Here is a 15,066-nt window from a genome sequence, read left to right on the forward strand (position 1 = left end):
GGTTATGATGAAGGTATGTAGAGCAAGATTTGAAAGGTAGCTGAGAACATGGAAGATATCTATCAAGCCATTCAATTAATTGAACAGAATAAAGAAGAAGAAGCACTACGAATAATTCATCAGTTTTTGCCAGATGCTAACGATGATGAACAATTTGTTATTGCCGATTTATACATTCAACTCGGGTTAATCAGTGATGCAAAAATGATATTAGAAGACCTACTAAACCGTTATCCAAATGAGTCTGATCTGCAGTTAACGCTGGCAGAAATACTAATTGATTTAGAAGAGGATGCGAAAGCCATTCATTTGTTAGAACAAATTCATCCGGATAGCGATCACTATTTATCAGCCTTACTAACAACAGCAGATCTTTATCAATCACAAGGACTATTCGAGGTAGCAGAACAGAAACTCATTGAGGCAAAACAGTTGGCACCACAAGAGCGCTTAATTGACTTTGCTCGGGCAGAACTTGCTTTCTCAATAGGGGAGTATCAAAAGGCTGTTGTGCACTATGAAAAAGTTTATCACGAACATAAGCAAATTGCAGAAGTTGATATTGCGCTTCGCTTAGCAGAATCACTTGCAACAATAGGTGAATTCGAGGCAGCGCTTAATCATTATCAAGCTGCTAAAATAGAAGATGAAGAAACCTTGTTTAGATTCGGTTTTATTGCATTTCGAGCTAATCGTGTGGACATTGCGATTAAAACATGGGAAGAGGTTGTTAAGCGTGACTCGGAATACCCCTCAGTCTACTTATATTTAGCTGAGGCCTATGAAGAAGAGGGGCTGATTGAGCAGGCATTTGAGACAGCAACTAATGGTTTAAAGCTGGATCCGATTAACAAGGAATTATTATTAGCCGCGGCAGGACTTGCCCGAAGAAATGGCCAAGCAGAGCAAAGCTATCAATATGCAAGAGAGGCTGTTGCGATTGATACAGGCTATAAGGAAGCCGTTTTATTTTTAATTGAAAATTATCGGCAGGATGATGATTTTCAAGCAATAATTGATCTACTCACACATATTATAGAACAAGGTGAAGCGGATGGCTATTATAAGTGGGAGCTCGCGAAAGCTTATGAAGCAGAGGAGGCTTACCCTCAAGCACTACAGGCATATGATGAGGCTTATGAGGACTTTGGAGATGATAGTGACTTTCTTAAAGCATATGGCTACTTCTTAGTTGAGGAGGGGAAAAAAGAGCAAGCCAGTGCAATCTTCGCACGGTATCTAACCATTGAGCCTAGTGATAGTGAAATTGAGAGTTATGTCGAACGATTAAACAGCTAGTCTGGCAACTCATAACTTTCCTATAATTGGACAGGAGGGAAGCTGATTGAGTACATCGGTATCCATTCAAGATAAAAAAGCGTTTATTCAGTGGTTTTTAGAGCATTATCAATTAAAAAAACGGGAAAGTGTCTGGATTTTGAATTATTTAAGCAATCATGAAAGTATGCTGGCAAATGTGCATTTTATTCGTGAGGCTCGGTTTTGCCCAAGGGGAATTATTATTTCGACTCGTTGCTCAGATGATGTTCCTTTTCGCTTTTATAAGGATCATATTGTTACAACAGACGCCGAGAAATCTTTTCATGATATTCGTTTAAATCGACATGAACCTATTTATATTCAACTGTCGTTTGAAAATGCCAATCAAAACGCTGAGTATAGTGCTGTTTTAGAGGATAATCCTTTTTTACCAGATGACTTTTTTATTACCAAGCGAGAAAAGTTATTAGCAAGTGAGTTTTTAAATTATACCCTGTTTCAAAATAGGCAAAAGGATTTATTAGCCCAAATTGATTATGCCCTTGATTACAAGGATGTTATTGCCTTTAAACGCTATACTGAATCTTTAAAAAAACTAAAAGAAGCTTATGATTCAGACCAGCCATTTCATCTCGAGGAATGACAATCCCCTTACTTTAAATCGTAAGGGGATTGTCATTTACTGAAGCCAAATGGTATGATAAACGACAGTAATGAAACAGAAGGGATAGAATTGAAAATGTATGCTATTTATTCAATTTTAACGCATAGATCTTTTTTAATTTTCTTATTTTTAATTAACTTAATTGGGACAATCTATGGTTTCTTTTGGTACGGTAACCAACTCGCCCAAACCCCGACTCATTTTTTAATCTTTGTACCAGATAGCCCGACTGCCAGCCTGTTTTTCACCATCTTCCTAGCTTTTTATATTTTTGGCAAGCATATTCCTTATGTAGAAGCCTTGGCGATGGTAACGCTATTTAAGTACGGCGTGTGGGCAGTAGTGATGAATCTACTCATGCTGATCGTTGAAGGAACGCTAAGTCCTGCTGGTTATATGCTTATTGCTTCACATGGAGCTATGGCTATTCAAGGGTTACTTTATGCACCGTGCTATCGCTTTAAATTAAAACATCTAATTGTTGCAGGAATTTGGACTTTACATAATGATTTTATTGATTACATTTTTGATATGATGCCCCAATATCGTTCGTTAAATCTGTATATGAATCAAATCGGATACTTTACATTTTGGTTAAGTATTGCATCAATTGCTTTAGCTTACTATCTTTGTGTCATGAATAAAGCTAAAATTCGCTACTAGAAAGGTACACGATCTGTGCAATCTTTGAATACTTTATAGTAAAAACGCGAGGGAGGCCTTTATATGGCTACGCGATTTTTACTTATCGCTTTTTTTATCCCGAGTTTAAGCATAACTTATTTAACTGTTACTACTCAATATAAATCCATCATCCTAATGGTGCTTTTTGTTATTATTTGCTTAAGCTATGTAATAATTAAAATGTACTTAGCTAGTAAGCAAGCAACAAATTATGATCAGCTTAATGAAGTGGAGATTAAGCACAAGCAGTGAAACGAACTATTATAGTAAGGCACGATCTATCCGTTGTCAGATCGTGTCTTTTTTTGTACAATAATTGAGGAAGCTGAGCAAATAATCGCTTGTTAATTATTTGTAAGTGCAAGAGGTAAAGATAAAAAAATTGTCAAATTGCGTTGTTTTCGCTAACATGAAGAAGAATATGGATAAGTGAAAAGAGGTATGGTATGTCTAATTCGACTAAGACCAATAGTAAGGAAATGCAAAAGCGAGTAGATCAGTTCATTTCTCAATTTGAAGAGGGTTATTTTAGCCCTTTAGCAATGTTGGCCAGATTTACTGAGGAAATTGGAGAGTTAGCTCGTGAAGTCAATCATGTTTATGGTGAAAAGCCAAAAAAACAGTCAGAAGCAACGAATACAATTGAGAATGAGCTTGGAGATTTAATGTTTGTCTTATTATCTTTTGCAAACTCCTTAAACATTGATGTAAGTGAAGCATTTGATCAAGCAATGACAAAAATAGAGCAACGTGATCAAAAACGTTGGACAGAAAAAGAATCGGAGTGAACTGGAAATGAGTAAAATAAGAGTTGTTGTAGCAGGGGCAAGTGGTAAAATGGGTAGTGAAGCATTACGTATGATTGAAAAGCAATCCGATCTTACTTTAGTCGGCTGTGTTGACAAGCAACATACCGGTAAAAAAGTAAAAGAAATAGCAGGACTCCCACAATTCGATGCCATCTTCTATAATGATATTGAAAAGTGCTTAGCAGAGGTTAATGCAGATGTTTTAGTTGATTTAACGAGTCCTAAAGCAGGCTATAAACATACAAAAGCTGCTATTCTCAATGGGGTACGTCCGGTTGTAGGAACAACTGGTTTTACCAATGAGCAGTTGAGTGAATTAACTCAACTTGCGGCAGAAAAGAAGATTGGTGCTGTCATTGCCCCTAATTTTGCTATTGGAGCAGTACTCATGATGCAATTTGCTAAAATGGCCGCAAAGTATTTTCCAGATGTTGAAATTATTGAAAAGCATCATGACCAGAAATTAGACGCCCCATCTGGTACTGCAGTCAAGACAGCACAGCTTATTCAAGAACAAAGAAATAAAAAGAACCAAGGACATTCCGAAGAAGAAGAGACAATCTTGGGGGCGAGAGGGGCTGACTATGACGGGATGCGGATTCATAGTGTTCGCTTACCTGGACTAGTTGCCCACCAAGAAGTGATCTTTGGCGGTCCAGGTGAAAATTTAAAAATTCAGCATGATTCTTTCCATCGAGAATCCTTTATGTCAGGGATAAAATTTGCCATTGATCATGTTATTTCTTTGGACAAGCTTGTGTATGGTTTAGAGCACTTAATGCTTGGTTAATGGTTAACAGACTCACACACTGTGAGCCCGAACGTGTCACGATTGGGGTGTTGGGTAATCAAGACCTGCATGAGCAAACCTTGGTTACCCTACGTCTTTTACTGTACAATCGATCTTGTGTGTTTGGGGCATTTATCTATTAAATAAAAGGAGAGATTTTTGTTATGAAAATAGCTTTAATTGCCCATGATAAAAAGAAAGAAGCAATTATTCAATTTACTACCTCGTATCAGCATATTTTTCAAAAGCATCAGTTGTTTGCCACTGGAACTACGGGTAAGCGGATTCAGGAAGCTACTGGACTACCGGTTCATAGGTTTCAATCAGGGCCACTTGGTGGTGATCAACAGATTGGCGCAAGAATTGCCGAAAATGAAATGGACTTAGTCATTTTTTTCCGCGATCCATTAACTGCGCAGCCACATGAGCCAGATATTAGCGCATTAATGCGACTTTGTGATGTGTATCAAATTCCCTTGGTGACGAACCTTGCCGGGGCAGAAATAATGATTCGTGCTTTAGAGGCTGGTTTCTTCGCATGGCGTGAGTTAGTAAAGGAAGATGAGGCCAATTGAGAGAAACGTTAAAAATAGGCATTACTTGTTACCCATCCGTTGGCGGATCGGGTATTGTTGCCACAGAGCTTGGTAAGCAGCTAGCAAAGCGTGGTCATGAGATTCATTTTATAACTTCCGATATGCCGTTTCGTTTAACTGAGATTTCATCTAAGATTTTTTTTCATCAGGTTGAGCTTGGCCATTATCCCGTTTTTCAGTACCCGCCGTACGATCTAGCGTTAGCGAACAAAATGGCAGAGATTATTGATCAAGAGCATTTAGACATCTTACATGTCCATTACGCAATGCCTCATGCTGTTTGCGCGATCTTAGCCAAGCAAATGGCTAAGCATAATGTCAAGATTGTGACGACGCTACACGGGACGGATATTACCGTTTTAGGGATGGATAAGAGCTTTACTAATATGATTAAATTTGGGATTGAACAATCCGATGTGGTGACGACGGTATCTGAAAATTTAAAGCAACAAACTTATCAAGAACTTAATGTTAACACAGATATAGAAGTGGTTTACAATTTTATTGATACGGTTGACTATTATCGCAAAAACAATGTTAATTTGCGAATTGCCTATGGTATTAAAGAAGAGGAAAAGGTTCTTATTCATATTTCTAATTTTAGGAAGGTAAAACGAATTACTGATGTTCTGCTAACTTTTAAGAAAATAGCGGCACACATGCCTGCTAAGCTTCTGCTAATTGGTGACGGTCCAGAGTACTCTGAAATGAATCATTTAGCTGAGCGGTTAGGAATTGCAGAGCATGTCCTATTCTTAGGAAAACAGCAAAATATTGCTGACCTGCTTTCTATCGCAGACCTTAAGCTCTTATTATCTGAAAAAGAGAGCTTTGGCTTAGTATTAATTGAAGCAATGGCCTGTGGCGTGCCGTGTATTGGTACTAGTGTTGGTGGTATACCTGAGGTAATTGAACACGGGTATAACGGGTATATTGTCCCGTTAAACGATAGTGAGTCCGCTAGTCAGTACGCCCTTCAACTACTTCAGGATCAGCAAAAGTGGTTACGTTATTCAAAACAAGCCATTGAACATGTGAAAAAAAACTTTGATACATCCATCATTGTGCAGCAGTATGAATTCATTTATCAAAATGTTTTAAAAGGGGATCACTGTAATGAACCCATTATTCAATCATGCGATTGAGGTTATTGAGACCATTGAGCAAGCAGGTTACCAAGCTTATATTGTCGGTGGTGCCGTTCGTGATTACTTGTTAAAACGTAGCGTAAATGATATTGATCTGGCAACTTCAGCAAAGCCAGCACAAATTCAAGCGCTTTTTGAATCAGTAATTCCTGTAGGTATTGAGCATGGTACTGTCCTAGTTAGGTATAAGGGCTACTCTTTTGAGGTAACCACCTTTCGCACTGAAAGTGGTTATAGCGATTATCGCCATCCTGATCATGTAGCTTTTGTGAATCGGATTGAAGATGATTTAGCCAGACGTGATTTTACTTGTAATGCGATCGCAATGACGAAGCAGTTAGCAATTATCGATCCATACAGAGGACTAGATGCATTAGCCAAAGGTTATCTGCGAGCAGTAGGCAATCCTAGTGAGCGTTTTATCGAAGATCCTTTAAGGATGTTACGGGCTTTTCGTTTTGTTAGTCAATTACAATTCACTATTGAACCTGAAACAAAATTGGCTATTCATCATAATATTAAGTTGATAGAGCGAGTAGCCATTGAGCGCATTACAGTAGAACTTAACAAACTATTTAAAGGTCCTAACTATCAATTAGCCGTTCAATACAGTAGCCAAGCAACTTTGTTTAACTATTTACCCATTTTTAAAGAAGATAATAGCTATACAGATTTATTAGTTAAATTAAAGTCATCGTTACCAAAGTTAATTTTTGTTTTTGTTTATCTCGTTGATCAAATGAACCGTGAGATTACCTTAAAGCAGTGGGCCAAGGCATTCCATTTAACCAACAAGGATGTAAATGAAGGCGAGACAGTCTTACAGGCTGTTCTACTTTATCGAAAGGTAAAGCTATCAAATTGGCTTGTTTACCAATTACCAGAGAAACTGGATCAAGTCTTTTGTTTACTTTTATTAGCCATAGAAACGATAGTAGTAGAAGTGTCAGAACTTCAGTTAAGAAGGCAGCTTCTGCCCATCAACAATCGTTCAGAGTTATCGTTAAACGGGTCGGATTTAATAAAGCTCTATCCGGATCGCAGTAAAGGTAAATGGCTGTCTAATTATTTAGCGGAAATTGAGTATCTGGTTGTTGAAGGAACAATTACAAACAATTATCAAGAGATAAAGGAGTGGATTCTTACATGTCATCCACCCGAGAAAAGCTAATTGAACTATTAGCATCACAGGCAAATACGTTCGTGTCTGGACAATGGCTGTCTAACCAGCTACAGCTTTCACGCACAGCAGTTTGGAAGCAAATTAAACAGCTTGAAGCAGATGGCTATCGATTCCAGGCTGTTCCGAATAAAGGCTATCGTTTAATTGAAACCCCAAAAAAGGTTAGCGAGAACACTTTGTTTTGGGGATTATCGACCAAATGGCTAGGGAAAGTAATTGATCATTACGAGGAGATTTCCTCAACTCAAATTATTGCTAGTCAGCATGCTCAAAGTGGCGGTCAAGAGGGTTTAGTTGTCGTTGCGGAAAAGCAGACAGCAGGTAAAGGTCGCTTAAATCGAGCTTGGGATTCTAATCATCATAATGGTGTTTGGCTAAGCTTCATTCTTCGTCCGAATCTTATTCCAAGCCATGCACCCCAATTGACGCTGCTCACCGCAACTGTTTTGGCTAGAACAATTGAGAAGCTTACAGGTGTTAAACCGAGTATTAAATGGCCAAACGACATCTTACTAAATGACCGTAAAATCGCGGGTATTTTAACAGAGATGCAGGCAGAGCAGGATGCCATCCATCATGTTATAATTGGAATAGGGATCAACATTAACCACAAAGAGTCAGATTTTGACGCATCCATTATGAAAAGGGCAACATCATTAGCGCTTGAAACAGACAAGCAATATGATAAACGTGTGTTTATTCAGACGCTTCTTGAACTATTTGAAGGTCAATATGAGGCGTTTTTATCGCATGGTTTCACTCCTGTTAAGGCGTCTTGGGAGTCTTATGCATATCGATTCTGTGATGTCGTCCACTATAAGGCTGGCAAAGAACGTGCCAAAGGAAAGATTATTGGTATTGCATCAGACGGGGCACTAATGATTGAAGATGCTCTAGGCAATACCAAGCACTTGCATTCAGCTGAAATAGATTGGTTTTAGGAGGATTTAACATGAAGACACGCATAGACTTGTTAGCGATGAAACAAAAAAATGATAAAATAACAATGGTTACAGCCTATGATTACCCTTCTGCAAAGCTTGTTGAGCAGGCGGGAGTTGAGATGATTTTAGTTGGCGATTCGTTAGGTATGGTTGTACTAGGCTACGAATCAACAATTAATGTCACAATTGAGGATATGATCCATCACGGAAAAGCCGCCAGAAAAGGTGCTCAGAATACGTTTATTGTACTTGATATGCCGTTTATGTCATACCATGTCTCTCTAGTCGACTCGCTAAGGAATGCGACTAGAATTTTTCAGGAGACACAGGCGCAAGCTATTAAAGTTGAAGGTGCCACAGAAGAAGTACGCGTTTTAATTGAACGACTAACACAGGGAGGTATTCCAGTAGTCGGACATATTGGATTAACGCCACAATCGGTTCATGTTTTTGGCGGCTTTAAAATACAAGGGAAGGATCAGTCTGGCGCTAATCGTATTCTAGCAGAGGCAAAGGCTTTAGAAGCAGCAGGAGCTATTGCTTGTGTATTAGAAGGAATTCCACAAGAGCTAGCAGAGGTCATTACCCGAGAACTCTCAATTCCAACGATTGGAATTGGTGCTGGGATTCATTGTGACGGACAGGTGTTAGTTTACCACGATCTATTGCAATATGGCACGGATCGTTATCCACGCTTTGTTAAAAACTATGCTAATGTCAATCAAGTAAGCTTAACTGGTTTGACTGAGTATGTTCAGGATGTTAAAGACAACCGCTTTCCAGAAGAAAAGCACACCTACACCATTCATCCTGATACGCAGCTTCCAAGGGTGGAGGAATAGAAGTGAAAATTATTCGAACCATACCCGAATTTAAAAAGGAAATATTAGAAATTAAGCAAGCTAATCAAACAATTGGCTTTGTCCCAACCATGGGTTTTTTACACGAGGGCCATGCGGCTCTTATGCAACAAGCACGAAAAGAAGTAGATTATTTAGTCGCGAGTATATTTGTTAATCCGCTACAATTTGGGGAAAATGAAGATTTCGACTCTTACCCGAAAGACGAAGTCCATGATCAAGCATTAGCAAGCGCTAATGGAGTCGACCTTTTATTTATCCCAACTGTTACTGAGATGTACCCTCGTGCCATGGGAATTACTATGGACGTTAATGAACGGATTGGTGTTCTTTGTGACCGTTCCCGTCCAGGTCATTTTCAAGGTGTTCTAACCGTTGTAAGTAAGCTATTTCATCTAGTTGAGCCTGACTTTGCCTACTTTGGTACAAAGGATGCACAGCAGGTTGCCATTATTGAACTTCTTATCGCTAACCTGAGCTTTAATATAACGCTTCGTATGGTTCCAACCGTTCGAGAACGGGATGGGCTTGCTAAGAGTAGCCGCAATGTTAACCTGTCAGTTGCAGAGCGTCAGGAGGCTCGTCATCTTTACCAAGCATTAAAACGAGGTGAAGCAAAGATTATTGACGGTGAGAAAAATCCGGATAAGATCATGCGTGTCGTTCGCAAGCATCTGGAACAGTCACTGTCTGCGCGTATTGATTATGTTGAAGTATTAGCTTTTCCTGAATTAATGGAAGTAGCTTTAATTAATCAGCCTATTATTATCGCTGTTGCGGTCCATTTTACTCAGGCTAGATTAATTGATAATATTATTATCGACGTGCATGGAAATCGAATCACAAGTTTAGACTAAAGGGGGTAGATCACGATGTATCGAACAATGATGAAAGCCAAAATTCATCGAGCAAGTGTTAGCGAAGCAAACTTAAATTATGTAGGAAGCATTACCATTGATCAAGACATCATGGAAGCTGTTGATATTTTACCCCACGAAAAGGTGCAGATTGTCAATAATAATAACGGAGCAAGGCTTGAAACGTATGTGATACCAGGTGAACGGGGAAGTAAGTTAGTTTGTCTTAATGGTGCAGCAGCTAGACTTGTTCAAGTAAATGATACTGTTATAATTGTGGCATACGCTTCCGTTTCAACCGAAGAATTGCCTAATTTTAAGCCGAAAGTGGCGTTGATGAATGATAAGAATGAAATTGTTGAGATGCTTGATCAGGAGCCGCCATTAACTATTTATTCATAAGCGTGTATTTAGAGCCTGTCAATCTGCTGGGATATGACCAAATCAATAATTAATAATTAATAATTAATAATTAAGGGTTGCATACGTCACCATTACCACAAGTTAAACATGTCATTTAATTAGTTTGCTTATAAAGCTCATTTTCTCACCTAAAAATGTTAAGTTTTCGACATTGGTGAGAGAATGAGTTTTTTTAAAAGTAAGCACGCCAGTACTTGCCCGGAAAATTTTTTAAAGAAAACAGCAAAATTAAATAACGACTACACCTTGACAATTTTTTTTAATTTGATAAAATAAAAAACAATTGATAATGATTATCAATATCATTAATGTTTATTTAGTGCCATCTATTATAAAGACTAGGGTTAATGACTACATAATTTGTGCATGAAAAGATAACATAGATATGAATTTTATCAATTAAATAATTTGCTTGTCTAGCAAGCTTATATCTAGGAGGATATACATGAAAAGATTTAGGATCTTTAAATTGTCAATTTTGGTGGTTCTTTTTGCTTTAGTTTTAATGGCTTGTTCAGATTCAACTAACAACGAAACTGAGGAAGTAACAGGAGAGGTTAGCGAAGACGTTACTGAGCAAGTGAATGAGGATACAGTTGAAATTACTGATGCCCATGGGACTGTTTCTGTTCCGGTAAATCCAGAAAATGTTGTTGCTTTAGATAACCGAACATTTGAGACGTTAGCTGATTGGGGAATTGACTTAGCTGCTGTTCCAAAGCCAGTAATGCCAGCTGATATATCGTATGTTGGTGATGATTCAGTTCAAGATGTTGGCAACCACCGGGAGCCGAATCTTGAAGTAATCGCAGCTGTAGATCCTGACCTTGTCATTGTTGGACAAAGATTTTCAGGCTATTATGAGGATATTAAAGCTCTTGTACCAAATGCAGCTGTAATTGATCTGAATTTTGATGTTTCTGAGGAAGCTGCTACACCTGGTGAAAATTTAATAAACGGATTTAAGGATTACACAATTGCATTGGGTGAAATTTTTGATAAAACTGAAGAGGCAGCACAATTGATATCTGATTTTGATCAAGCTATTGAGGATGTTAAATCTGCATATAATGGAGCAGATACAGTAATGAGTATTGTCGTTTCAGGAGGAGGTATCGGTTTTTCTGCTCCTCAATCTGGGCGAGTTTGGGGACCACTGTATGATATTTTTGAATGGAGTCCTGCTTTAGAAGTTGATGGTAGTTCTTCTGATCATGAAGGTGATGATATCTCTGTAGAAGCTATTGCCCAAAGTAATCCAGATTGGCTCTTCGTGCTAGACCGTGATGCTGGGGTATCGTCTACTGAGGATGCTACACCTGCTCAGGATGTTATCGATAACTCACCTGCGCTTCAAAATATAACGGCTGTCACTGAAGATAAAATTGTTTACGCACCAGACGACACGTATACAAACGAATCAATTCAAACGTTTATTGAATTATTTGAAGAAATTGCAAATGCTTTAGCTAATTAGTCTTGAGGAGTTAAGAGAGTGTCAAAAAATAGAATGCAAACAATAACTAGGGCTGAGATTTCTCAGCCCCATCTTTTTAATCAAAATAAAATCTGGACTAAAACATTTATCCTGGCAATCATAGCGATTATCATCTTAGGTATTATATCGTTATTGACAGGCGTGTATGATATTCGTGGCCAAGAAGATGGTATGAACATGTTTTTTATAACGCGTGTGCCAAGAACAGTATCATTGATGCTGACAGGAGCTGCCATGTCCATGTCAGGATTGGTTATGCAACTTATTACACAGAATCGTTTAGTTGAGCCTACCACTACAGGCACCATTGAATGGGCTGGCTTGGGACTTATTTTTGTTTATTTATTTTTTCCTGCGCCAACTTTAGTGCAGAGGATGACGGGTGCAATCGTTTTTTCTTTTATAGGAACGATGATCTTCTTTTTGTTTTTGAGAAAAGTTAAATTACGTTCATCTTTGATTGTGCCGATTATCGGGATGATGTTAGGCGCAGTTATTTCCGCTTTTTCAACGTTTATTGGGTTACTTTTTCAGATGACTCAAAATATTGAGGCTTGGTTTGTAGGATCATTTGCTTCGGTTCAAATTGGCCGATATGAATACTTATGGTTAATTGTTGTTGTGACTGTTCTTATTTTTATTTATGCAAATAGATTAACGTTAGCAGGGCTAGGGGAAGATGTCACAACTAGTCTTGGTGTCAATTATAATTTAATTATCTTGGTTGGTACAGCGCTTATTTCATTTGCAGTTGGCATTGTTGCCGCCGTTATTGGGAACCTACCTTTTTTAGGTTTAATTGTACCCAATGTCGTTTCAATGTATCGAGGTGATGACCTACGCAGTAATTTGCCTTGGGTGGTTCTGTTAGGGATGGGTTCAATAATGGTTTGTGACATAATTTCGAGAACTATTATCATGCCGTTTGAAGTACCTGTTTCTTTAATACTTGGAACCTTGGGCGCGATTGTATTTATTGTAATTTTATTAAGACGGAGGAAGCAGCGATGAAGGAAATAGAATTAAGCCATAAACGAGATATTAACATTAATTCGCGCCTTGATCAGCAAAAGAGATCAGCAAAAGCTTTTCGGTCCAAGCAAGAAGAAAAGCGTTACTGGATTTTGCTGATTATCTTGATTAGTTTAGGTGTACTTTCATCGTATGGGTTGTTGGTTTATAACAATCCAATTCCAATTGATTCACCTTCTTTCCTTCCTGTTGTTAGACGAAGAATGGTCGCTCTTGTTGCGATGATCATTGCTGCTATTTGTCAAAGTTTAGCGACCGTATCGTTTCAATCGGTTACAAACAATAGAGTGATAACACCCTCCTTGTTAGGTTTTGAAGCACTTTACTCAACTATTCACACCAGTACCATATTTTTCTTCGGTGCTCGTGCCTTTATTAATCTTAGTGGTGCTGGATCATTTGTTTTTCAAGTTGTTGTGATGATTCTCATGTGCTTAATTCTTTATGGCTGGTTGCTTTCTGGAAAGTATGGGAACTTGCAGCTTATGCTTTTAGTTGGAATTATTCTTGGGACTGGTCTTAGATCGTTGTCATCATTTATGAGAAGACTACTTGCCCCATCTGAGTTTGATATTTTACAAGCCAGATTGTTTGGTTCTGTCAATAATGCAGATGCTGATTACTTTCCCATCGCTATTCCGGTAGTTATTACTGTCGTTTTATTACTTCTTGTTTTTGCAAGGCGTTTAAATGTCATATCACTTGGAAGCGATATTGGAACTTCCCTGGGCATTAATCATCGTACTAGCACAATTTATACACTAATATTAATCTCCATTCTAATGGCCATTTCAACAGCATTAGTTGGACCGCTTACGTTCTATGGCTTTTTAGTCGCTACATTGAGCTATCAAGCGGCTCCAACCTATGATCACAGATATATCTTCCCGATGGCTCTTGCGATAGGCTTCTTAATCATTACAGGCTCATACTTTTTTATGTATCATATATTCAATGCTCAGGGAGTCGTTTCAGTAATAATTGAACTGTTTGGTGGTTTAACATTTTTAATAGTGATTTTAAGAAAGGGAACGTTATGATAAAGATTAATAATGTTAGCAAGTTTTATACAGATGAAGTTGAAATTGGTCCGTTGAATATTACCATACCGAAAGCTGGCCTTACTTCTTTGATCGGACCAAACGGCGCTGGAAAGTCGACTACGCTCATGATGATTGGTCGTCTCTTAGATTTGGATGATGGACAAATAGAGATCGCTGATATGGATATTTCTGAAGCGAAATCTGCAGATGTAGCAAAAAAACTAACTATTTTGCGTCAAGAAAATCATTTTGTCACGAGGCTTACAGTTAGGCAATTAGTTGGCTTTGGCCGCTTTCCCTACTCAAAAGGAAGGTTAACGAAAGAGGACGAGGCTGTTATATCTAAATATATTGATTTTTTGAATTTGACCGAATTAGAAAATAGATATTTAGATGAACTATCAGGTGGTCAAAGGCAAAGGGCATATGTAGCGATGGTCTTGTGTCAAGAAACTGAATATGTACTACTTGATGAGCCACTAAACAACCTAGATGTTGCCCGTTCGGTTCAAATGATGGAGCACTTAAAGCGTGCTGCTAATGAGTTTGGTCGAACAATTTTAACCGTTTTACATGATATAAATTTTGCAGCGAAATATTCTGACCGTATTTGTGCAATGAAACACGGGCAAATTGCTGCTTTTGGAACTGTAGCAGAAGTTATGCAACCAGATATATTGACAGATATATTTGAAACAAAAATAGAAATTATTGAAGGGCCTTATGGGCCAATAGCAATTTATTAATGTAATAAAAAGGTTATTATAGCGCAATTTTCTTTTATAGAAAATGCTTCTTTACATAGGCTGCTTGCTCAACTAATTTAAAATAACGTGTAGATGCATAATTTTATGTTAAAATAATGCATATGCGCGTTTTTTTATTTGAGCATGTTTAGCATAATTGAATAGTCCACTTTAAAATGTTCTTTGCATTTTCATTTCTTTTAAACATGTTAAAATGTCATAATCAATTAAAGTAATTGTGAGAACATTACTTTAGGCGTTTCAAGAACTCTTTTTAGCCGTTATAAATTTTATTTAAGTGAATCAATTTTATAATTTAATATTCATCCATAAAAAACGGACTTATATATATTTATTGCTTTTTGTACGTGTTAGATAATGATTAATATAATCGTTAGCGTAGCGCAACAGCAGTCCATTCGCTTTCACTCAAGGGTACAAACGTGACATTTTTAGGCGCACAGAATATGAGTCGGTTAGGCAGGCGTTGGGACACGACGCCGCGCAC

At 38.0% G+C, this 15,066-nt stretch carries 17 protein-coding genes; all 17 read left to right on the top strand.

Annotated features, from left to right (window positions below):
• Positions 1–48: 48 nt before the first annotated feature.
• Positions 49–1,299 (top strand): tetratricopeptide repeat protein, encoded by a 1,251-nt coding sequence (locus BM000_RS00320; protein ID WP_091493432.1) that lies wholly within the window; start codon positions 49–51, stop codon positions 1,297–1,299.
• A 46-nt stretch (positions 1,300–1,345) separates the two neighbouring features.
• On the top strand, positions 1,346–1,924 hold the full coding sequence (locus tag BM000_RS00325; protein ID WP_091493435.1) for a ReoY family proteolytic degradation factor: 579 nt from the start codon (positions 1,346–1,348) through the stop codon (positions 1,922–1,924).
• 96 nt (positions 1,925–2,020) lie between these two features.
• Positions 2,021–2,608, top strand: coding sequence for a lipoprotein heptaprenylglyceryl N-acetyltransferase LhaT (gene lhaT / locus BM000_RS00330; protein ID WP_091494984.1), 588 nt, complete (start codon positions 2,021–2,023; stop codon positions 2,606–2,608).
• Between the two features lie 63 nt (positions 2,609–2,671).
• Positions 2,672–2,881 (top strand): hypothetical protein, encoded by a 210-nt coding sequence (locus tag BM000_RS00335; protein ID WP_091493437.1) that lies wholly within the window; start codon positions 2,672–2,674, stop codon positions 2,879–2,881.
• A 194-nt stretch (positions 2,882–3,075) separates the two neighbouring features.
• Complete coding sequence (locus BM000_RS00340; protein WP_091493440.1) at positions 3,076–3,417, top strand: nucleotide pyrophosphohydrolase; 342 nt, start codon at positions 3,076–3,078, stop codon at positions 3,415–3,417.
• 7 nt (positions 3,418–3,424) lie between these two features.
• On the top strand, positions 3,425–4,228 hold the full coding sequence (gene dapB, locus BM000_RS00345) for a 4-hydroxy-tetrahydrodipicolinate reductase (protein ID WP_091493441.1): 804 nt from the start codon (positions 3,425–3,427) through the stop codon (positions 4,226–4,228).
• Positions 4,229–4,392: 164 nt separating this feature from the next.
• Entirely contained in the window at positions 4,393–4,803 is a 411-nt protein-coding gene (gene mgsA / locus BM000_RS00350) for a methylglyoxal synthase (RefSeq protein ID WP_091493444.1), read from the top strand.
• Complete coding sequence (gene bshA, locus BM000_RS00355; RefSeq protein ID WP_091493446.1) at positions 4,800–5,969, top strand: N-acetyl-alpha-D-glucosaminyl L-malate synthase BshA; 1,170 nt, start codon at positions 4,800–4,802, stop codon at positions 5,967–5,969. The genes mgsA and bshA overlap by 4 nt, the downstream gene beginning before the upstream one ends.
• Positions 5,941–7,143: a CCA tRNA nucleotidyltransferase gene (locus tag BM000_RS00360; RefSeq protein WP_091493449.1), complete on the top strand. Its 1,203-nt coding sequence runs from the start codon at positions 5,941–5,943 to the stop codon at positions 7,141–7,143. Before bshA ends, BM000_RS00360 begins: the two co-directional genes overlap by 29 nt.
• Positions 7,119–8,096 carry a biotin--[acetyl-CoA-carboxylase] ligase gene (locus tag BM000_RS00365; RefSeq protein ID WP_091493452.1) on the top strand — a complete coding sequence of 326 codons (978 nt, stop codon included), beginning with the start codon at positions 7,119–7,121 and terminating at the stop codon, positions 8,094–8,096. The genes BM000_RS00360 and BM000_RS00365 overlap by 25 nt, the downstream gene beginning before the upstream one ends.
• Before the next feature lie 11 nt (positions 8,097–8,107).
• On the top strand, positions 8,108–8,941 hold the full coding sequence (panB, locus tag BM000_RS00370) for a 3-methyl-2-oxobutanoate hydroxymethyltransferase (protein ID WP_091493454.1): 834 nt from the start codon (positions 8,108–8,110) through the stop codon (positions 8,939–8,941).
• 2 nt (positions 8,942–8,943) lie between these two features.
• On the top strand, positions 8,944–9,816 hold the full coding sequence (gene panC / locus BM000_RS00375; RefSeq protein WP_091493457.1) for a pantoate--beta-alanine ligase: 873 nt from the start codon (positions 8,944–8,946) through the stop codon (positions 9,814–9,816).
• Positions 9,817–9,831: 15 nt separating this feature from the next.
• Positions 9,832–10,218: an aspartate 1-decarboxylase gene (gene panD, locus BM000_RS00380; protein ID WP_091493459.1), complete on the top strand. Its 387-nt coding sequence runs from the start codon at positions 9,832–9,834 to the stop codon at positions 10,216–10,218.
• Positions 10,219–10,684: 466 nt separating this feature from the next.
• Positions 10,685–11,716 carry a siderophore ABC transporter substrate-binding protein gene (locus tag BM000_RS00385; protein ID WP_091493462.1) on the top strand — a complete coding sequence of 344 codons (1,032 nt, stop codon included), beginning with the start codon at positions 10,685–10,687 and terminating at the stop codon, positions 11,714–11,716.
• Between the two features lie 33 nt (positions 11,717–11,749).
• Positions 11,750–12,748 (top strand): ABC transporter permease, encoded by a 999-nt coding sequence (locus BM000_RS00390; RefSeq protein ID WP_425425152.1) that lies wholly within the window; start codon positions 11,750–11,752, stop codon positions 12,746–12,748.
• Entirely contained in the window at positions 12,745–13,809 is a 1,065-nt protein-coding gene (locus BM000_RS00395) for an iron chelate uptake ABC transporter family permease subunit (protein ID WP_091493468.1), read from the top strand. Before BM000_RS00390 ends, BM000_RS00395 begins: the two co-directional genes overlap by 4 nt.
• Entirely contained in the window at positions 13,806–14,558 is a 753-nt protein-coding gene (locus BM000_RS00400; RefSeq protein WP_091493470.1) for an iron ABC transporter ATP-binding protein, read from the top strand. Before BM000_RS00395 ends, BM000_RS00400 begins: the two co-directional genes overlap by 4 nt.
• Positions 14,559–15,066 lie beyond the last annotated feature (508 nt).

Source organism: Amphibacillus marinus, from assembly GCF_900110345.1.
GTDB classification, from domain to species: domain Bacteria; phylum Bacillota; class Bacilli; order Bacillales; family Amphibacillaceae; genus Amphibacillus_D; species Amphibacillus_D marinus.